Below are 20,156 nucleotides of genomic sequence, written 5' to 3'. Positions count from 1 at the left end.
CGATCCCCCGAACGCGACCTGCGACGACCGCGTGAGCGGGTGCGCTTCCGCGCTCTACCGATCGGTTCGCTCGCCCTGGTAGGTCCCGTCGTAGACGTCGTCGTGGGACGCTTCCGCCAGCACGAGCTGGGCGACGCGCGCGCCGCGTTCGAGTCTGATCGGGTGGTGCACCTGCAGGAGCCCCTCTCCTCTGCCCTCGTAGCCGGCGTCCCAGACGGCCGTGTTGAGCATACACGAGTTCCGCATCAGGGTCGAGCGCGGGTAGAGGAACCCGACGTGATCCTCGGGGACGGAAATCGTCTCCGCGTACTGGAGGATGTAGCCCCCGCGGTCGAGGTCGAAGACGTCCGCGTCGGCATCTACGGGCTCACGGGCGCCGACGGTCTTGCCGTCGACCCCGACGCGGCCGGGTTCGGTCTGTTCGAGGACGTCGCCGAGCGTGAGGTCGACGCCGTTCGGCTGGATCTGCTCGTCGGAGACCGACTCGATCTGCGAGGCGACGAACTGGCCGGAGCGGAACATAGCGGAAGCGCGGATTCCGCGCGCAAAACCGTATCGCTCTCCCGGCGGGCGGCTCCCCTCGGAGTCCGGACAGTATTTCGCGGAGATGCCACTCGTCCGGTGGACCCAGACACCCCCCCAGGCCGTGTACCGGTATGCCTCCTACCGTGTCTGCGGACGGAAAATCGATCGACGACGACGGTGCCTGTTCGTATCGAATTAGGACCCACTATGTGTATAAGGGACATATCTCCGACCTCAAACACGCGGGATTTATAATCGTAGACGGTCGATTCTCCGGTGTTATGGGACAGACGCTCACGGAAAAAATCCTCGACGACCACCTCGTCGAGGGCGACCTCGAACCCGGAGAGGAGATCGGGATCGAGATCGACCAGGTGCTCGCACAGGACACGACCGGTACGATGGTGTGGCTGCAGTTCGAGGCGCTGGAACTCGACGAGGTCCAGACGGAGCTGGCGGCGCAGTACTGCGACCACCAGACCTACCAGTTCGACTTCAAGAACACCGACGACCACCGCTTCCTGCGCTCGGCGGCCGGGACCTACGGCGCGTACTTCTCCCGTCCGGGCAACGGCATCTGCCACAACGTCCACAAGGAGAACTTCGCCGCGCCCGGTAAGACGCTGCTCGGCTCGGACTCCCACACGCCGACGCCCGGCGGCCTCGGCCAGCTCGCGATCGGTGCGGGCGGCCTCGACATCTCCGTCGCGATGGGCGGCGGCGCGTACTTCGTCGAGATGCCGGAAGTCGTCAACGTCCGGCTCGAAGGCGAACTCCCCGAGTGGTCCAGCGCGAAGGACGTCATCCTCGAGATGCTGCGACGCCTCTCGGTGAAGGGCGGCGTCGGCAAGGTCTTCGAGTACACCGGCCCCGGCGTCGAGACGCTCTCGGTTCCGGAGCGGACGACGATCACCAACATGGGGACGGAACTCGGCGCGACCTCCTCGATCTTCCCGACCGACGAGAAGACGAGAGACTACCTCGCACGACAGGGCCGCGAGGACGAGTACGTCGAGCTCTCGCCCGACGAGGACGCCGAGTACGCCGACGAGGTCGTCATCGACCTCTCCGAGATCGAACCGCTCGTCGCGAAGCCCTCGATGCCGGACAACGTCGTACCGGTCCGCGAGGTCGCCGGCGAGTCGGTCGAGCAGGTCATCGTCGGCTCCTGTACGAACGGCGGCTACGAGGACATCCTCCCGGCCGCGAAGATGCTGGAGGGCCGCGAGGTCGACATGAAGACCGAGATGATCGTCGCGCCCGGCTCCAAGCAGGCCTCGGAGATCCTCTCCCGTCAGGGCTGGACCGCCGAGATGATGGCGGCCGGCGTCAACTTCTCGGAGGCGACCTGCGGTGCCTGTATCGGCATCGGCCACGTCCCCTCCTCGGACTCCGTGTCCGTGCGGACGTTCAACCGCAACTTCGAGGGCCGCTCGGGCATCGAGGACGACTCCGTCTTCCTCGCCTCGCCGGAGGTCGCCGCCGCCGCGGCGATCAAGGGCGAACTCGTCGACCCCCGAGACCTCGCCGACGAACTCGGCGACCTCGAGGCCCCCGGCGTCGAGCTCCCCGAGAAGTACGACGGCTCGAAGACCGACATCATCGAGCCCGAGGAGGCCGTCGACGACGGTCTCGTCAAGGGCCCGAACATCGGCTCCGCGCCGATCGGCGAGCCGCTTGAGGCCGACATCGAGGGTGAGGTGCTCCTGAAGATGGAGGACAACATCACGACGGACCACATCATCCCGGCCACCTCTGACATCCTCAAGTACCGCTCGAACATCGAGAAGCTCTCGGAGTTCACGCTCTCGCGCGTCGACGACACGTTCGCACAGCGCGCGCTCGACGCCGACGGCGGCGTCCTCGTCGCGGGCGAGAACTACGGCCAGGGCTCCTCCCGGGAGCACGCGGCGATGTGCCCGCAGTACCTCGGCATCGAGGCCGTCCTCGCGCAGTCGTTCGCCCGCATCCACAAGGCGAACCTGTTCAACTTCGGGATCGTCCCGCTGGCGATCGACGAGGAGACCTACGAGCGGATCGACCAGGGCGACGACGTCGAGATCGTCACCGACGTCGCCGAGGCCGTCGCTGCCGGCGAGACCGAGTTCACCATCCGCGTGAACGGCGACTGGGAGGCCACCGCCGAACTCGACGCCTCCGAGCGCGAGCGCGGCATCCTCGAAGCCGGCGGCAAGCTCCGACTCACGAAGGAGCAGTACGCCGACGAGGGAAGCAGCGGCGCGACGCCCGCGGACGACTGAGCGGACCGCTCTACGAGCGGTTTCGACACCGATTCTCCGTTTTTTGGAGTCAGTTCCGAGCGGCGGCTACGACGACGAGCCAGCGGACTTTTGCCACGCAGTCCCCTAGCCCGGGACGTGAGCGGACCGTCCAGTGACGAGGGAGCGCGGAATCACGCGGGAGGAGGCGACTCCTACATCGGTGCGACGCCGGCCGTCACCGTCCGGCCCGCCGACCGCGCCGACTTGCTCGACGTGCTCCGAATCGAGCGGAACGCCTTCTCGGAGCCGTGGCCCTACGCCGCGTTCGAGTCGGTGCTGGACGCGCCGGCGTTCTTAGTCGCCGTCGGACCGGGCGTCGACGGCGACGACACCCTGCTTGGCTACGTCGTCGGCGACGTGATGCCCAACAACGGTCGCGACATCGGTCACATCAAGGACCTCGCGGTCCGCCCGGACGCGCGCGGCGAGGGGGTCGGCCGTCGCCTCCTGCGCGAGGCCCTCTTCGGGCTCGCGCTCGCCGGCGCGGTGGTTGTGAAGCTCGAAGTTCGCGAGGGCAACGACGCCGCTCGCTCGCTGTACCGCGAGGAGGGCTTCGAGCCGACGCGGCGCGTGCCGCGCTACTACGGCGACGGCGAAGACGCGCTGATCCTCGTCGTCGACGTCGAGGCGTGGCGCTCCGCGGAGTGAGGGCGAACGCTCCGACGGATCGGTCGGGAACCACACGCACTTGTACGTCTGCGACGTACCCGCGGCTATGGGTTTCGCCTGTCCCGTCTGTGAGATCCCCCAGCAGGACGCGACGCACCTCGCGAACCATCTGGCGTTCACCGCGATGGTCCACGGCGACGAGCACGAGGCGTGGCTCGACGAACACGTCGACGACTGGTCGGCGCACGGCGAGGAGGAACTCGCGCCGAAGGTGGCCGAACTCGCCGAGGAGACGGACTACGAGCAGGTGTTCGAGGACACCGTCCACGACCACGGTCACGGCGGCCACGACCACGGGCACCGGCAGCCGGGGGTCGAGGGTACCCGGCCGGCCGGCATCGACCCGGAGGCCGCGGCGGCGGCCGGCGCGGGGACGCTCGACGAGGAGGCGAGAGACGTGCTCGAAGAGGCGCGGGCGATGACCGCCGAGATGCTCGACGGCGAGGGGGACGAAGACGATTCGAGATCGTCCGCCGAGGGGAGCGAGACGGAAGACCCGGGCGACGAGGCGGGCGATGCGAACAGCGACGCCGTGTGACAGTCGGGGGGTGCAGACGCGACGCGATGCGACAGTCGAGGGCGCAGACGCGACGGCGTCGGGAGCGGCGACGGAGTATGGCTGACAGTCGGCACACCGCGGCTGGCGCTCGGGCCAGCCGTACCCGCGCCGGCGTGCCGAACACCCGCTGCCCGGCGCGGGACAGCGTTCAGATCACGAGGCCTCTGGTGCCTCGTTCGTATATAAACCCACGCCGGAGCGCTGGTCGCGATGCCGGGAGGAGCGCCCTCGGTCGACCGTCGCAGGGAACGAGACCGAAAGCGTTTGTGTGAGAGTCGCAGACGAGAGCGTATGGAGACCGAGGGAACGCTGTCGCCGGAATCGATCGCGGAGGCGACTGAGGCCTTCGAGTCCGCCGGTCCGACCGCACAGCAGGTCGTCCGGGAGGCGGCGAAGGCGATGGAGTTCGACCGCGAGGAGTACCGCGAGCGGGTGACAGGCGAGGTCGTCGAACGGGCGCGGAACGTCGTCTTCGCCGAGCGACTCGCCGTCACCGTCGGCACCCGCGAGGAGTTCGACGAGTGGCTGGAGACTAACTCCGACTACGAGGTGATCGAACTCGGCAGCGAGGACGTCGACCGCGTCGTCTGGCACGCCGCCCCGTTCGCCGAGACGGTCGTCGCCGCGACCTACCAGAACGAGCGCGAGGCGGCCGTGGGAACGCTCCGCCGGCAGGCCTTCGCTCGGGTCTACCGGCCGCGGTTCGAGGACGGGGAGGACGCCGACCCGACGTCAGCCGGGTCGACCGCCGAGGAGTGACCACGGTTAAGCCCCGTCCCTCCGGAGGGACGCGTATGACCGACGACGGACGCAGACACGAGTCCCTGCCCGAACCGGAGTGGCCCGTCCGCGAGTCCGCGACGGAGTACGAGACGGGGTGGTACACCGGCGGCTACGACCTCGTCGAGCAGCCGAACGGGTCGACGAAGCGGTACTACTGGGCTGAACTCGCCACCGCGGTCGTCGTCGTCGCCGTCGAGGACGACTCGCTGGTGTTCGTCGAACAGTACCGACCGACGATCCGAGAGACGCAACTGGAGCTCCCGGCGGGAATCGTCGAGGCGGGCGAGTCGTTCACGGCTGCCGCGGCGCGGGAACTCCGCGAGGAGACGGGGTTCGAGGCGGAGAGTACCGCGCTGCTGGAGGATTTCTGGTGTTCGACCGGCGTGCTCAGACACCGCCGCGGGCTGGTCTTCGCGACGGACCTCACGCCCGTCGAACGCGACCTCGACGAGAACGAGTTCCTCTCAGTGCACTCCGTTCCGGTGACGGAGGCGCTCGACGTCGCGCGCTCGTCGTCGATGAACGACGCGACGCTGGAAGGCGTGCTGCTGGCCCGCGAGGAGGGACTCCTCCCGTGAGGGGCAACGGTGAAATGCCACCGCGCCGACCGACGACTATGGTCGACGTCGGAGACGAGGCACCCGACTTCACGCTGCCGCTGGCCGGCGGCGAGGCGTACAACGACATGGAACCGTTCACGCTCTCCGAGGCGATCCCGGACGGGCCGATCGTTCTGGCGTTCTATCCGGCCGCCTTCACCAGCGGCTGCACCGAAGAGATGTGCTCCTTCCGTGACTCGATGGGGCTGTTCGACGACCTCGACGCGCAGGTGTACGGCGTGAGCGTCGACCTCCCGTTCTCGCAGAACGTCTGGATCCGCGAGGAGGGACTGAACTTCCCGATGCTCTCCGATTGGGACCACGAGGTGATCTACGAGTACGACGTCGTCCTCGACGGAATGTACGGGATGCTCGAAGTCGCAGAGCGGAGCGTCTTCGTCGTCGACACCGACGGAGTGGTGGCTTACAAGTGGGTCAAAGACGGGGAAAACCCCGACTTCGACGAACTCGTCGTGGAGGTCGCGGAGGCAGTCGAAGACGCCGCGACGGCGTGATGCGCTCGGCGGAGGTCGGTGACTCCTGTGGGTCCGGCGACACCGACGTCCCCGCGGTTGCGGCGGACGGCCGAACGTCACCGTTAACCCCGACGACGGCCTTTATCCGCTATGTTCGAAGATCGCCCGGACCGCGAGGAGGTCGTCCTCGTCGGCCGGTCGAACGTCGGGAAGTCGACGCTGATGCGGGAGCTGACCGGCCACTCGAAGTTCACGACCGGGCAGAAACCCGGCGTGACGCGGTCGCCGAATCACTTCGACTGGGTCTCGGAGAACTTCATGTTCACCGACCTCCCCGGCTTCGGATTCATGTCCGGCGTCGAGGAGGAACACCGCGAGCAGATCAAGACCGACCTCGTTCGCTACATCGAGTCGAACGCCGACGACGTCCTCGCGGCCGTGCTCGTCGTCGACGGCAAGAGCGTGATCGACATCATCGATCGGCACTCGGGTCCCGACGAGATCCCCCACGACGTCGAACTGTTTCACTTCCTGTGGGACCTGGAGGTCCCGACGATCGTCGCCGTCAACAAGATGGACAAGGTCGACGACCGCGACGAGCGGCTCGACGACCTCTGCGACCGCCTCGGCCTCCATCCGCCGTGGAAGCAGTGGCGCGAGACCATCGCACCGATCAGCGCGAAGCGCGGCGACATCGACGCGCTGAACGAGGCGCTGCGGACGCAGTTTCACGAGCAGAAGCGCGACGACCTGTTGAAGTTCGTCAGCTGAATCGGGCGACCCAGCGCGTCGTCGGTCGGTGAACGGTGGCTCGGTGAGAAGGTGTCATCACAAGGGGCTGAGTGGGGGTAACCCTCGTCATCGCCACCGCGTTCGAATCGGCGCGCACGAGTGAAGTATCCCTCGCTTCGAGCGCTGGCGGACGACCTCCGAGATCAACTCATCCCACCCGGGCGGCGTTCTCGGCGTGCCTTTCGGCGATTCGTCGTACCTCCTCGGGGTCCAACAGACCCTCTTCGGTGGCGATTCCGTCGACGAGCGCGGCGGGCGTCACCTCGAACGTGGGCGCGTGGACCGAGACGTCGGCGTCGCCGTCGTATACGTTCTCGGCGGGCGATTCGACGTCGGGAACGTCCGCTTGCGCGTCGTCGCCCTCGCCGTCGTTCGTGCCGTCGCCCTCTTCTTCGCCCGCCGGCCGCACCTTGTCCTTCGAGGCGACCGCGTAGACGGGAGCGTCGAGTTCCCGCGCCGCGAGGGCGAGCACGCGCGTCCCGGTCTTGTTCACCACGTCGCCGTTCGGCAGGATCGAGTCGGCACCGACGACGACGGCGTCGACGCCGCGGTCGGCGAGCGCCGTCGGGAGCGCGGCCTCCGTCGTCAGCGTCACCGACGCGTTCGTCTCGCGGGCGGCCCACTCCGCGACGGCGACGCCCTCGCACTCGGGGCGCGACTCGGCGACGACGAGTTCGGAGAGGGGCCGATCGCCGCCGGCGGTCAGTTCCGCAATCGCCTCCCTAACCGTGCCGGACCGCGAGAGCGTCGCGACCGCGGTCGCGTCCGCGTCCCGGAGTCGCGTCGCGGCCGTCCTCGCCGCCGCCGAGTCGGCCTCGAACGCCGCTTCGAGTGCCTCGATGGCCCGTTCGACGAGGCGCTCGGGATCGTCGCGGGCGCGGAGCGTCCGGGCGACGACGCGGTTCACGCGGTTCGCGACCGCCGCCATCTCGGGGCGGGCCCCGCGGAGGTCGTCCGCGACATCGAGGACGTCCGCCCGGTTCGCCGTTTCCGCACTCCCGTCCTCGTCCGCACGCACGCCCGCCTCCGCGGCCGCGTCGCGGAGGACTTCGAGCGCGCGGGCGGAGATCCACGCCGACCCGTGGGTTCGGTCCTCACGAACCGTCTCGACGGTCGGAGCGACCCGCCGCCAGGTTTCCCAGAGCCGCGGGACGGTCTCTCTCTCCAGAATCGCGGTCGGGTCGACCCACTCGACTTCGGCGAGTTCCTCGTTCGTCGTCACCTCGCGGGTGTCGCTCTCGAAGAGGAACGGGTGAACGACGAAGGAGCCCTGCTCGTCGTCGACGGCGACCGGCTCGCCGGTCCGGACGAGTTCGAGGTCCTCGGCCGTCAGGCCGACCTCCTCGCGGAGTTCGCGGCGGGCGTCGCGCTCGGCGTCGAGGGGGTCGGAATCGGCGTCGAGAGAGTCGTAATCGGCGTCGGGGGAGTCGACCCCGTCGGCTTCCTCCTCGACGTATCCCGAGACGCCCGCCCAGCGCCCCCGATACGTGCCGACAGCGTCGCTCCGCCGGGTGAGAAGCACCTTCCCCCGCTCACGGACGAAGCACGTGACGACGTGAGCCATATCCTCTCGTTGGCGCCCGGGGCGAAACGTCTTTTCGGTGGCCCCTCTCTTCCGGGTATGACCGTCGAACTCGCGCTCGTCAGCGACACGCACGTGCCCTCCCGCGCCGACTCGATTCCGGCGTGGGTCGAAGACCGGATCCGCGCCGCCGACCACGTCGTCCACGCCGGCGACTTCGACAGCGCGGCCGCCTACGAACGGATCGTCGACCTGGCCGGCGGCGAGGGGTCGCTCACGGCCGTCGTCGGCAACATCGATCCCCCGTCTCTCGACCTGCCGGTCGTCGAGACGCTCCGCGTCGAGGACGTCGCGTTCGTCCTCACGCACGGGGCGGGCCCCCGACGCGGGTACGAGTCCCGGGTCGCCGAAACGGTTCGGAAGGAGGGCGGCCCGGAGGCCGTCGGCGTCGCGGGACACACTCACGAGCCCCTCGACGAAGTCGTCGACGGCGTACGGCTGCTCAACCCCGGGAGCGCGACCGGAGCGCCCCCCGGATCGGAGCCGACGATGTACGCCGCGACGGTCGACGGCGAGGCGGTGTCGGTGACGCTGCACCGCGGCGACGGCGGGTAGCGATCCGTTCGCGTCGGAAGGATCCCCCGATCGACGGGCCGGCGACGACCCGCACCCGCTCGTTCGACGTACCGGCGACGCTGGCCAGCACCTGTTCGCTTTTTGTCCGCGGGCGCGCTCTTCGCCGTATGGAACTGTTCGCCGTCCCCGACCTCCCGGAGGTGCGAGCGGGTCACGACCTCGCGGCGCTGATCCGCGAGCGCGTCGACCTCCGCCCCGACGACGTCGTCTGCGTCGCCTCGACGGTGGTCTCGAAGGCCGAGGGTCGAAGTGCCGACCTCGCGGAGTTCCCCGCCGGCCCGCGGGCGAGAGAGGTCGCCGCGAATCTCGAAGCGCGCACCGGGAAAGAGAGAGACCCCCGATTCGCCCAGGCCGTCCTCGAAGAGAGCGTCGAGGTGCTCCTGGAGGCGCCGTTTCTCCTGACGGAGACGCGCTTCGGCCACGTCGGCGTCAACGCCGGCATCGACCGCTCGAACGTGCCGGACGGCGACCTCCTCCTGTTGCCGGAGCGCCCCTCCGAGAGCGCAGAGCGGATCCGGAAGGGACTCCCGGCGGATCGAGTCGTCGTCACCGACACCTGCGGGCGGCCGTTCCGGGAGGGCCAGCGCGGCGTCGCGATCGGCTGGGCCGGCCTCGCGCCCGGCCGCGACTGGCGCGGCGAGACCGACCGCGACGGCCGCGAACTCTCCGTCGCCGTCGAGAGCGTCGTCGACGAACTCGCCGCGGCGGCGAACCTCCTCGCCGGCGAGGGCGACGGCGGCACGCCCGTCGTCGTCGTCCGCGACTTCGAGTGGGGCGACCACGGCGAGCACGACGCGCACTTCCGCGAGGTCGAGACCGACGTGATCCGGCGGGCGATCCGCGCGTGGACGGGCGAGTGAGAGCGAGAGAGTCGGGAGCGAGAACGCGAAGGAGAAAATCGGGGCGAAAGGGTCGGAGCGAGAACGCGAGGTGATCCGTCGCTACCGCGGGGTGCGCTCGGGCACCGACTCGCGCGCGCTCGATCCGAGGCCGGTTAGCTGATTCACCAGCGCGCCCAGCGCGAGATACGCCAGTGCGACGACCGCGGCGGCCGTCAGGCCGGCCCCGACGAGGAAGGATATCGCGGTGATCGGGTCGACGCCGAGGAGGACGTCGGTGAGGAATATCTCGACGAGGCTGACGACGCTCGTGAGCAACTGCACGACGAAGTCGATGACCGTGACCATACCGGTCGTTGGACCGCATCGTATATGTGTGTACGGAACGCCGCCGCGCGGAGTCGCCACGGCTAAGCCGCTCCCGTCGCTTCACCCGGATATGGCGCGGGATCGCTCGCTGGACGAGTTCGCGGTCGACGGGGCGAGCGACGCGGCGGACCGAGAGTCGACGGCGGACGGAGAAGACGGTTCTGCGGACGAGGAGGCCGACGGACCGGAAGAGGAAGCGTCCCGGGGATCGGCCGAGGAAACGTCCCGGGAATCGACCGACGAGGCGTCCCAAACCACTGACACCGCGTCCGACCCCATCGGAGACGCCGAGGTCGAACCCGCGACGGCGACGTACCAGTGGGACCCCGAGGGCGTCGAGTGTCCCGGCTGCGGCCGGACTGTCGATCGCCTCTGGCTGCAGGGCGACGAGCGCGTCTGTGCGGACTGCAAGGAGTGGTGAGCGGCCTCGGGCCCCGAACCCTCCGACTCCGGGACCTCACTCCATCCGCGTGCCGCGCCGACCGAACCCCCGCACGAGCGTCTCCTCTTCGACGGCGAGGACGGTCGGGCGACCGTGCGGGCAGGCGTAGGGGTTCTCACACTCACCGAGTCGTTCGAGGAGCGCCGCGGCCCGTTCGTCGGTGAGTTCGTCGCCGGCCTTCAGCGACGGGTGGCACGCGAGGTCCTTCAACAGCGCATCGCGACCGGACTCCGGCGTCGTTCCCCCGCGGATCGCGTCGACGGCGTCGCGGACGCTCTCGGGGGCGGCCGCCCGGCCCATCGGCGCGGGGACCGACCGGACGCGCACCGTCGTCTCGCCGAACGGGTCGAGGTCGTAGCCGAGCGCGGCCAACTCGTCGGTCGAGGACGCGACCGTCGCGTACTGCGCCGGCGTCAGTTCGACGCGCGCCGGCGGGTCGACCGTCGCCGTCGGGGTCTCGCCGTCGACCGCGTCGCGGAGGCGCTCGTAGTTGATCCGCTCGTGCGCCGCGTGCTGGTCGACGACGAGGAGGTCGTCGTCGCGCTCACACAGAAGGTAGAGGTCCCGGAACTGCCCGATCACGGAGACGTCGTCGAAGGCGGACTCAGTGTCCGAGACCGGTTCCAGCGAGTCGCCGAGGTCCATCGAGAGGTCTTCGCTCCGGCGGCGGTCGACCGTCGAGAGCGCGTCGCGGACGGCCGACTCGACCGCCTGCTCGACCTCGTCTGGGTTGCGGAGTCGGACCGTCCGCTTTCGCGGGTGGACGTTGTGGTCCGCCCACGACTCGGGGAGCGAAATCGAGACGACGGCGATCGGCGCGCGGTCGTCGGGGAGCAGGTCGCCGTACCCCGCGACGACGGCGCGCCCGAGTCGCTCGTTGCGGACGGGTCGTCCGTCGACCGCGACGTAGACGTGATCTCGGCGCGCGCGGGTGAGAGACGGCGGTGCCAACGTCCCCGAGAGCGTGATCTCGCCGTGTTCGTCCGCGTCGGCCCCCTCCGACTCGACGCGCCGGCCGGCGTCGAGTTCGGTCGCCCGCCCGGCGACCTCGCGGTCGTAGACGCCGAGGAGCGCGTCGTCGTACGCGCCCGTGCCGGGCGTCGAAAAGACGTCGGAACCGTCGTGGGTCAGCGAGAACGCGACGTCCGGACGGACGAGGGCGTACCTGGAGACGGCGTCGCTCACGCGCGCGAACTCCGTTCTGGAGGCCCCGAGGGACTCCCGGCGGGCGGGCGTCTCGCCGAACAGGTCCCGGACGGTGACAGTCGTCCCCCGGCCCCGCCCCACCGGGTCCGTCCGCATCGCTTCTGGCGCGCCCTCGGCGACGACGCGGGTCCCGCGCGGCCCGCCGTCGTTCGTCCGGAGTTCGAGGCGCGCGACGGTCGCGATGCTCGCGAGCGCCTCCCCCCGGAAGCCGAGCGTGTCGACCGCGGAGACCGCGGCGTCGGGCGCGAGTTTGCTCGACGTGTGGCGCTCGACCGCGAGTTCGGCGTCCCGCCGGCTCATCCCGCGGCCGTCGTCGCGGACGCGGATCCGCTCGGTGCCGTCGCCCGCGACGTCGACGTCGATCCGGGTCGCCTCGGCGTCGAGCGCGTTCTCGACCAGTTCGACGACGACGTCGGCCGGCCGTGTGATCACCTCGCCGGCGGCGACGCTCGCGACCGTGGCGTCGTCGAGGCGTCGAACCGCTCGGTCCTCGGCCGCCGAGCCCGGCGAATCGTCACTCATCCAGTCTGCGTCGTAGGTCCTCCAGCGTGTTGAGCGCTTCGAGCGGGGTCGTGCGGGCGACGTCGACGTCGCGGAGTTCCGCGAGGACGGCGCGCTCGGCGTCGGTGAGGTCGGCGTCGCTGTCGGCGGACCCGTCGAGTCGACTCCGGTCGGCGGCCTCGTCGGGGCGTCTTCGATCGGCGGACCCGTCGAGCCCGTCGACGTAGGCGGCGAGCGTGTCGTCGCGGCCGTTCGACGCCGCGTCCGTCGACTCCGGTCGCGTCGGCTCCGCGTCCGTCGTCGGGTGGGGTGATTCGGCGTCCCGCGACGCCGAGTCGCCTCGCGACGACGACTCCCGGAGGTACTCCCGGGCACGCTCGACGACTCGGTCCGGGACGCCGGCGAGCTTGGCCACCTCGACGCCGTAGGACGAGGACGAGGGGCCCTCTGCGACGCGGTGGAGGAAGGTCACCTCCGACTCGGTCGCAGAAGCGGACGGCGCGTCCACTGTCGTCGAGGGCTCTCCCTCGTCGTCCGTCGCCGACGCCTGCGCTCCGTCGCCCTTGCTCACGGTGAAGTGGAGGTTGAACGCGTTCGGGAGGTCCTCGGCGAGGCCGGTCAGGTCGTGGTAGTGCGTGGCGAACAGCGTGGTCGCGCCCACCTCCTCGTGGACGAACTCGGTCGTCGCGCGGGCGATGGCGAGGCCGTCGGCCGTCGAGGTGCCGCGGCCGACCTCGTCGAGGAGGACCAGCGAGTCCTCCGTGGCGTCGTGGAGGATGTCCGTCAGCTCCGACATCTCGCGCATAAACGTCGACTGCCCGCCCGCGATGTCGTCGGACGCGCCGACCCGGGTGAAGATGCGATCCAAGATGGGCAGTTCCGCCGACGTCGCGGGGACGAACGACCCGGCCTGCGCGAGCAGGCAAATCAGCGCGACCTGCCGCATATACGTCGACTTCCCGCTCATGTTCGGCCCCGTGATGACGGCGACGTGACCCGCGTCGAAGTCGATCCCGTTGGGGACGAACTCCTCCTGCGTGCGCTCGACTACCGGGTGCCGGCCCTCCTCGATCCGGAGCGTCTCCGCGCCCATCGCGGGCCGGACGTAGTGCTCGCTCGCGGCGACGGCGGCGAAGGAGGCCAGGACGTCCAGCCGGGCGAGCGCCGCCGCGAGCGACTGGAGCCTGTCCGTCGCCTCCGCGACCCGAGCGCGCACCTCGCAGAACGCCTCGTACTCCAGGGCGTCGGCGCGCTCGGCCGCCGAGAGGATCTCGTCCTCGCGGCGCTTCAGTTCGGGGGTGTAGAACCGCTCGGCGTTCTTCAGCGTCTGCCGCCGAGTGTAGTCGTCGGGAACGCGATCGAGGTTCGGGTTCGTCACCTCGATGTAGTAGCCGTGGACCTGGTTGTACCCGACTTCGAGGGAGTCGATACCGGTCCGCTCGCGCTCGCGCTCCTCCAGCGAGGAGACCCACTCGCGGCCCTCCCGCTCGCTCGCGCGGATCTCGTCGAGTTCGTCGTCGAACCCCTCACGGATCACCCCGCCCTCGGTGATCTCCTGCGGCGGGTCGGAGACGATCGCCCGGTCGATCAGGTCGCGGACCTCGCGCAGTTCGTCGAGGTCGCCCCGGAGGTCACAGAGCGCCGCCGACTCGGCGTCGTCGAGCGCGGCCTTCACCTCCGGGACGACGTCGAGCGTCGCCTTCAGCGAGCGGAGGTCCCGGGCGTTCGCGCGCTCGCGGGAGACCCGCGCGGCCAGGCGTTCGAGGTCGTACACCCCCGCGAGGTGGTCGCGGACGGTCTCCCTGGCCAGCGGCCGGTCGAGCAGTTCGCCGACGGCGTCGTGGCGGCGCTCGATCTCTCCCCGGTCGATCAGCGGCCGGCGGAGCCACGCCTCCAGTTTCCGGCGGCCGGGCGCACACGCCGTCCGGTCGAGTGCGTCGAGCAGCGTCTCGCCCCGGCCGGGGTGGCGCGACTCGAACAGTTCGAGGCTGCGCATCGCGTTGGCGTCGAGCCGGAGCGATCGCCGCAGGTCGTACCGCCGGACGCGGGAGACGTACGAGAGCGCGCCGTCGTCGCCCTGGGTGTACTCCGCGTACGCCAGGAGCGCGCCGACGGCGCGCCGCTCGGCCGGCGAATCGAGGACGGCCGTCGGCTCCGACACGTACCCCGAGAGCGTCTCGTCCGCCTCGTCGAGGTCGAACGCCGCCGCCTCGTGATCGGTCACCATCGTCTCGAACCCCAGGGATCCGGCGTCGACGTCAGTCGCGGACGCGACGAGGAGTTCCGCCGGCGCGAGGCGTTCGAGTTCGTCGCGGATCCGGTCCTCGGTGGCGCTCGTCACCTGACACTCGCCCGTCGAGACGTCGAGCGTCGCGAGGGCGGCCGAGCCGGTGTTGTCGGTCGATTTTTGTGTGTCATCGTCGCCGCGCTCGCCGCCGACGAGCGCGCCGAGGTACGTCGCGCTCGCGCGGTCGAGCAGCTCGTCGTCGACGACGGTGCCCGGCGTGACGACGTTCGTCACCGCGCGGTCGACCAGTCCCGAGGCCTCCTCGGCGTCCTCGACCTGGTCGGCGACGGCGACTCTGAAGTCCGCATCGAGCAGCGACTGGAGGTACGACGCCGCGTTGTCGATCGGGATCCCCGCCATCGGGTAGGTGCCCGTCGAGTCCTCGCGCTGGGTGAGCGTCACCTCGCAGACGCGGGCGACCGTCTCTGCGGCCTCGCAGAACGCCTCGTAGAAGTCGCCCACCTGAAAGAGCACGAGCGCGTCCGGGTGGGCCTCACAGAGATCGAGGTACTGCGAGAGCATCGGCGTGAGTTCCTCGCGACGCGCGAGCATCTTCTCGGGCGGCCCCTCGGGGCGGGGCTCCGACTCCCCGTCCGCGGCGGGCGTCGTCGACTCATTGCCCGTGGCTCCGTCGGCTCCCGAGACAGCGTCGGACTCCGACGCCGAGTCGACGTCGTCGCTCCCGACGCGCGCTTCGGCCTCGCGGTCCGTGTCGGACTCCGCCCGTTCCATACCTATCGGACGGCGGTCGAACACCAAAAGCGGACGGGAAACCCGCGCGGGACGCGGCGGTGGGCCGGCGGCGAAACGGACATATGCGTCGGCGACGGCGGGAACGAGTCGCGGACGGAGGTGCTTCCGGACGCGGCCGATCGGACGTTCGGAGCCGGCGCAGACGCCCAGCAGAGTTACGTGTGCGCGGGAGTTATGGACCCACGATAGCGTGTCGGGCCCGTCGACCGACCGGCCCGACTCGCACACGCTGCCCTATCCATGACTGACGCAGACGCCGTCCCAGACCCGGAACCGCGGTCGAGTTCGGTCTCGCGGCTCGACATCGACGAAGCGACCGAGCTGACCACCCGGATCGTCGACAACGTCGAGCGCGTCATCGTCGGCCACCGCGACGCCATCGAACACATCCTGGTCACGCTCTTCGCCCGCGGCAACCTCCTGCTGGAAGACGTCCCCGGCGTCGGCAAGACGATGCTCGCGCGCGCGGTCGCGACCTCGCTGGACTGCTCGTTCAACCGCGTGCAGTTCACCCCCGACCTCCTCCCCTCCGACGTGACGGGCGTGAGCGTGTTCAACGAGAAGACCCGCGAGTTCGAGTTCCAGCCCGGCCCGGTGTTCGCGAACGTCGTCCTCGGCGACGAGATCAACCGCGCGCCGCCGAAGACGCAGGCGGCGCTGCTGGAGGTGATGGCCGAGGGACAGGTGACCGTCGACGGCGAGACCCACCCCGTTCCCGACCCCTTCACCGTCATCGCGACGCAGAACGACGTCGAACCCGGCCGTACCTACGAGCTGCCGGTCGCCGAGGTCGACCGGTTCACGAAGAAGATCCGCCTCGGCTATCCGACCGAGGCCGAGGAGACGGAGTTGCTCGGGCGGGTCGCCGGCGAGCACCCTATCGAGTCGCTCGACGCGGTGGCCACCGTCGAGGACGTCCGCCGAGCGCGCGCGACCGTCGCCGGCGTCACCGTGCGGGAACCCGTCCGCGCGTACGTCTCGCGGCTGGCGGGTTACACGCGGGAGCACGCCCGCCTGGGGGCGAGTCCGCGCGGGGCGATCGCGCTCGTCCGGGCGTCGCAGGCCCGCGCGATGTTCGAGGGTCGCGGGTACGTCCTCCCCGACGACGTTCAGACGGAGGCGCCGACGGTGTTGAGCCACCGGATCCGGACGGACTCGTCGGTCGATGGACGAGAGATCGTCGAGCGGGCGCTCGAAGACGTCGCCGTCGAGTGACCGAGGGGCGTGAGCGAGCGGAACGACAGGTGAGAGGAAACGAGATGACGCCGAACCTCAGGCCGACGCGACGGGGGTACGCGGTCCTCGCCGTAGGGGCCGGTGCGCTCGCCGCCGGCGCGGTGTTCGGGCCGCGGACGCTCGACGCCGTCGTGCTTCCGATCGCGGTCGCGCTGGTCGCGGCGGTCGTCCAGGTCTGGCGCGCACCGGAACCGTCGATCGAGCGGCGGCTCCCGCCCGCCGCCGAGTCCGGAACGACCGGCGTCGTCGAACTGACGCTCGACGCGCCGGAGTCGTATCCCGCCACGGTCAGAGACCGGCTCCCGGCCGACGTTCGGGGCGAGCCGGGGGACAACGGAGCGGCGACGGCCGGGGACGGAGCGGTGACGGCCGGGAGCGGAACGACGACGGCCGGGGACGGAGCGGCGACGGCCGGGAGCGGAACGACGACGGCCGGGGACCGGGAAGCGGTGATCGAAGCGACCGTCGGCGGCGACGCCGTGACCTACGACGTCACCCCGAAGCGTCGCGGCGAGCACGAGATCGGTCCCGCGTCGGTCGTCGCGACTGACGTCCTCGGACTCGTCGAACGGACCCGCGAGGTCGACGCCCGCGACGCGCTGGTCGCCTTCCCGCGCGTGCGGTCGCTGTCGGGTGCCGTCCGGGCGGACCTCAGGGCGGCGTCTCGGTCCCGTTCCGCGGCGGGGCGCGACGAGTTCGACGGCCTGCGCGAGTACGTGCGGGGCGACGCGCTCAGGGACGTCCACTGGAAGTCCTCGGCGAAGCGCGACGGCCTCGTGGTCCGGGAGTTCACCGCCGACGCCGACCCCGAACACGTCACCGTCGCCGCCGGGACCGTCACCGGAGAGACGAGAGTCGGCGTGGAGCGGCCGGAAGACGACGGTGGGGGTACAGGAGACGGAAGCGCGCGGACGAACGACGACGGCGCGGCCGACGCGATGGCCGAAGCGGCCGCGTCGGTGTGCCTCTCGCTCGTTCGCGACGGAGCGGGCGTCACGCTGACGACACCCTCGGGGAGCGTGGAGGCGGCCGCCGGTCGACGCCGCGAACTGCTCGATCACCTCGCCGTGGTCGAAGGCGGCCCAGTCCCCAGGGAATCGGCCGACGTGGAGATCGTCGCCGGAGCCGATTCGACGACGGTCCGGTTCGACGGCCGGGAACGCGACTTCGAGACGCTGGTCGACGGCGGTGACGTCGTCGAGGGGCGGGCCACCCGATCCGTCGCCGCCGACGGAGGGGTGACCGGATCCGTCGCCGCCGACGGAGGAGCGACCGGACCCGTCGCAGATCCGGAGGCGGCGGCGAGCGTCGAGCACAGGGAGGCCCCGGATGAACACGGGTCGGGAGCGGTGTCGAGATGAGTTCGATTCCGGGCGGACGGTCGCGGCGCGTCGACGGCGAGAGGGGCCTCGCGTTCGTCGGCCTGACTGCGCTGACCGGGGCCTACGCGAGCGTCCTGTGGCGCGTCACGGACGTCGTCGGCGGGAGTCCCGAGTTCGCCGCCGTCGTCGTCGCGTCGATCGCGCTCGCGGCGCTCGTGGGGCGGTACGTCGGCGTCCGCGTGGCGCTGGGAGTCACCTCGGGACTCCTGTTTCTGGGCCTTCTGACCTACCTCTTCGCGCTGCCGCAGAGCCAGGTGGCGTTGCTGACGCCCGAGCGCGTAGTCAACGACACGCTGGCCCTGCTGACTGGGCTGTCGATCCTCCGCCTCGTCGGCGCGGGGGTGTGGGCGATCGCCGTCGTCCCCGGCCCGGTGTTCCTCTCGTGGTATCTCGCCGTCAGGCGGCGGTACGTCTCGGCGGTGGTCGCGGGGAGCCTCGCGCTCGCGCTCGTCGTGCTGACCGGCGACGCCGACGCCGTGGCGACCGTCGTCGGCGTGCTCGGGGCGACGACGACGGTCGCGGCGTCCACGTTCGAGCGTCACGGCGGCGGACTGGCGCAGGCCGACGTGCTGACCGCGCTGCTCGCGGCGATGATCGTCGTCTCGGCGACGTTCTCGGTCGTCCCGGGGGCGGCGGGGTCGCCGCTCCTGCCGGACCGCGGCGCGCCGACCGTCGAGGCCAGCATCGTCGAGTCCCGGGACAACGTCGACATCGTCGGGAGCATCCGCCTCTCGCCCGACGTTCGATTCACGGTCGAGAGCCCCCGGTCCGAGTACTGGCAGACGGCCGCCTACGATCGCTACACGGGCGACGGCTGGGTCCGGACGGGCAACACGCGCCCGTACGACGGTCGGCTCTCCGGTCCACCGGGGTCGACGCGCGAACTCGAACAGACCGTCACCGCGGAGGCGCCGCTCTCGATCCTCCCGGCGGCGTGGAAGCCGGTCGACGTCGGCGGCGCGGTGGCGTCCGAGACGGTCGTCACCCCACAGGGCGGGATCCGACCGGAGACGACGTTGCAGGCCGGCGAGAACTACACCGTCACGAGTCGCGTGCCGAACTCGACGAGCGAGCGGCTCCGGGCGGCCGGGACCGACTACCCCGATCGCGTGTCCTCGTCGTACCTCCAGTTGCCGGAGAGCACGACCGACCGCGTCCGCGAACGGGCCGAGACCGTCGCGGGCGAGGAGGAGACGCCCTACGACAAGGCCGTCGCGATCGAGTCCTACCTCGAAGAGAACAAGGAGTACTCCCTGAGCGTCCCGCGCCCGACCGGCGACGTCGCCGACGCCTTCCTCTTCGAGATGGACGCCGGCTACTGTACCTACTACGCGACGACGATGGTCGTGATGCTCCGCTCGCAGGGGGTCCCGGCGCGCTTCGTGACCGGCTACACCTCCGGCGAGGACCTCGGAAACGGCACGCACGTCGTCCGCGGTCTCCACTCCCACGCGTGGGTCGAGGTCTACTTCCCCGACACCGGCTGGGTCCGGTTCGATCCGACGCCGTCGGGACCGCGACAGACCGCAGAGGACGCCCGGATCGCGGAGGCGCAACAGAGCGGCCTCGATAACATCGACTACGGCGAGCCGAACGGGACGACGCCGATACCGAGCAACGGGACCGACACCCCGAACGGCACCGGCGCGGAGAGCCCGTCGACGCCGGGTGAGGTCACCACCACGGACCCGACGAACGGAACGCAGCCCCCCGCCGACGGGTTCGCAGAAGCCGTGCCGACCGCGGGCCCATCGGACGGCGGAGCGGGTCCGTTCCCGACGATGCCCACCCGGCGGACGCTCGTCGTCGCGCTGATCGGCCTCGTCGGCGTCGCCGCGGGGGCACGCCGGACGACGATGGCGGAGCGAGCGATCGGACTGCTCTCCGTCCAGTTCCAGCGCCGTCGCGACCCGGACTCCGACGTTCGCCGCGCCTACGACAGGCTGGGCACCCTCCTCGAACGGGAGCACCGAGCGCGCCGTCCGGGGGAGACGCCGCGGGCCTACGTCGAATCGCTGCCGACGGGCGAGTCGCGTTCGGCGGCGGAAGCCAGACGGGTCGTCGAACTGTACGAACGGGCGCAGTACGGCGACGGCGTCACGGAGCGCGAGGCCGACGAGGCGGTGTCGACGGTCGATCGGCTGGTTCGCGCGTCGACGCCGATCCTCCGGTGGCTTCGGTGAGTCCGGTGGCTTCGGTGGGGCGGCCGCACCGGTCCCTCCCGGCGTCAGTTCGCCAGCGGCGCGCGCCGCAGACGAGGCGACGAGCGCGACAGCGGCGGGCGTGACCGCCGCGGGG

Annotated in this window: 18 protein-coding genes; 13 read left to right on the top strand and 5 right to left on the bottom strand. The window is 70.6% G+C overall.

The features are described 5' to 3' along the window. Window positions 1–54: 54 nt before the first annotated feature. Window positions 55–522 (bottom strand): deoxyuridine 5'-triphosphate nucleotidohydrolase, encoded by a 468-nt coding sequence (locus DV707_RS02510; RefSeq protein ID WP_103990768.1) that lies wholly within the window; start codon window positions 520–522, stop codon window positions 55–57. Between the two features lie 284 nt (window positions 523–806). Between DV707_RS02510 and DV707_RS02505 the strand changes: the two genes are divergently transcribed. The 7 genes from DV707_RS02505 (at window position 807) to engB (ending at window position 6,664) form a co-directional block, all read left to right on the top strand. Further along, on the top strand, window positions 807–2,786 hold the full coding sequence (locus DV707_RS02505) for an aconitate hydratase (protein WP_103990769.1): 1,980 nt from the start codon (window positions 807–809) through the stop codon (window positions 2,784–2,786). 177 nt (window positions 2,787–2,963) lie between these two features. Then, window positions 2,964–3,455 carry a GNAT family N-acetyltransferase gene (locus DV707_RS02500; protein WP_103991250.1) on the top strand — a complete coding sequence of 164 codons (492 nt, stop codon included), beginning with the start codon at window positions 2,964–2,966 and terminating at the stop codon, window positions 3,453–3,455. A 67-nt stretch (window positions 3,456–3,522) separates the two neighbouring features. Next, a complete protein-coding gene (locus DV707_RS02495; protein WP_103990770.1) occupies window positions 3,523–4,014 on the top strand; it encodes a DUF5810 domain-containing protein in 492 nt (163 codons plus the stop codon). 312 nt (window positions 4,015–4,326) lie between these two features. After that, window positions 4,327–4,794, top strand: a complete 468-nt coding sequence (locus DV707_RS02490) for a DUF5809 family protein (RefSeq protein ID WP_103990771.1) — start codon at window positions 4,327–4,329, stop codon at window positions 4,792–4,794. A 35-nt stretch (window positions 4,795–4,829) separates the two neighbouring features. Continuing rightward, the gene (locus tag DV707_RS02485) at window positions 4,830–5,396 is read left to right on the top strand and encodes an NUDIX hydrolase (protein WP_103990772.1); all 567 of its coding nucleotides are present in this window, start codon (window positions 4,830–4,832) and stop codon (window positions 5,394–5,396) included. Window positions 5,397–5,434: 38 nt separating this feature from the next. Beyond that, on the top strand, window positions 5,435–5,932 hold the full coding sequence (locus DV707_RS02480) for a redoxin domain-containing protein (protein WP_103990773.1): 498 nt from the start codon (window positions 5,435–5,437) through the stop codon (window positions 5,930–5,932). A 111-nt stretch (window positions 5,933–6,043) separates the two neighbouring features. Beyond that, complete coding sequence (engB, locus tag DV707_RS02475; protein WP_103990774.1) at window positions 6,044–6,664, top strand: GTP-binding protein EngB; 621 nt, start codon at window positions 6,044–6,046, stop codon at window positions 6,662–6,664. Window positions 6,665–6,833: 169 nt separating this feature from the next. On the opposite strand, the gene DV707_RS02470 is transcribed toward engB, so the two are convergent. Further along, window positions 6,834–8,249, bottom strand: coding sequence for an NUDIX domain-containing protein (locus DV707_RS02470; RefSeq protein WP_103990775.1), 1,416 nt, complete (start codon window positions 8,247–8,249; stop codon window positions 6,834–6,836). Window positions 8,250–8,306: 57 nt separating this feature from the next. Here DV707_RS02470 and DV707_RS02465 point away from each other — a divergent pair, with 57 nt between their 5' ends. Beyond that, window positions 8,307–8,822, top strand: coding sequence for a metallophosphoesterase family protein (locus tag DV707_RS02465; RefSeq protein ID WP_103990776.1), 516 nt, complete (start codon window positions 8,307–8,309; stop codon window positions 8,820–8,822). A gap of 128 nt (window positions 8,823–8,950) precedes the next feature. Continuing rightward, window positions 8,951–9,703: a coenzyme F420-0:L-glutamate ligase gene (locus tag DV707_RS02460; protein ID WP_103990777.1), complete on the top strand. Its 753-nt coding sequence runs from the start codon at window positions 8,951–8,953 to the stop codon at window positions 9,701–9,703. 81 nt (window positions 9,704–9,784) lie between these two features. Here DV707_RS02460 and DV707_RS02455 read toward each other — a convergent pair whose 3' ends face one another. After that, complete coding sequence (locus DV707_RS02455; RefSeq protein ID WP_103990778.1) at window positions 9,785–10,030, bottom strand: hypothetical protein; 246 nt, start codon at window positions 10,028–10,030, stop codon at window positions 9,785–9,787. Window positions 10,031–10,121: 91 nt separating this feature from the next. On the opposite strand from DV707_RS02455, the gene DV707_RS02450 reads away from it, so the two are divergent. Beyond that, window positions 10,122–10,472 (top strand): DUF7573 domain-containing protein, encoded by a 351-nt coding sequence (locus DV707_RS02450; RefSeq protein ID WP_103990779.1) that lies wholly within the window; start codon window positions 10,122–10,124, stop codon window positions 10,470–10,472. A 36-nt stretch (window positions 10,473–10,508) separates the two neighbouring features. Here the strand turns inward: DV707_RS02450 and mutL are convergent, their stop codons facing one another. Then, window positions 10,509–12,221, bottom strand: coding sequence for a DNA mismatch repair endonuclease MutL (gene mutL / locus DV707_RS02445; protein ID WP_103990780.1), 1,713 nt, complete (start codon window positions 12,219–12,221; stop codon window positions 10,509–10,511). Then, window positions 12,214–15,039 (bottom strand): DNA mismatch repair protein MutS, encoded by a 2,826-nt coding sequence (gene mutS, locus DV707_RS02440; protein ID WP_200820872.1) that lies wholly within the window; start codon window positions 15,037–15,039, stop codon window positions 12,214–12,216. The genes mutL and mutS overlap by 8 nt, the downstream gene beginning before the upstream one ends. Window positions 15,040–15,480: 441 nt before the next feature. Here mutS and DV707_RS02435 point away from each other — a divergent pair, with 441 nt between their 5' ends. The 3 genes from DV707_RS02435 to DV707_RS02420 are packed head-to-tail and all read left to right on the top strand — an operon-like array spanning window position 15,481 to window position 20,041. Continuing rightward, on the top strand, window positions 15,481–16,455 hold the full coding sequence (locus tag DV707_RS02435) for an AAA family ATPase (protein ID WP_103990782.1): 975 nt from the start codon (window positions 15,481–15,483) through the stop codon (window positions 16,453–16,455). A gap of 44 nt (window positions 16,456–16,499) precedes the next feature. After that, complete coding sequence (locus tag DV707_RS02425; RefSeq protein WP_160113914.1) at window positions 16,500–17,837, top strand: DUF58 domain-containing protein; 1,338 nt, start codon at window positions 16,500–16,502, stop codon at window positions 17,835–17,837. Next, on the top strand, window positions 17,834–20,041 hold the full coding sequence (locus DV707_RS02420) for a transglutaminase TgpA family protein (protein ID WP_103990783.1): 2,208 nt from the start codon (window positions 17,834–17,836) through the stop codon (window positions 20,039–20,041). The genes DV707_RS02425 and DV707_RS02420 overlap by 4 nt, the downstream gene beginning before the upstream one ends. Window positions 20,042–20,156: the final 115 nt, after the last annotated feature.

Origin of the sequence: Halobellus limi, from assembly GCF_004799685.1 — an archaeon.
Classification (GTDB): domain Archaea; phylum Halobacteriota; class Halobacteria; order Halobacteriales; family Haloferacaceae; genus Haloquadratum; species Haloquadratum limi.
The sequence above is the reverse complement of the archived record's forward strand: the minus strand, read 5'-3'. Positions and strand labels throughout refer to the sequence as shown.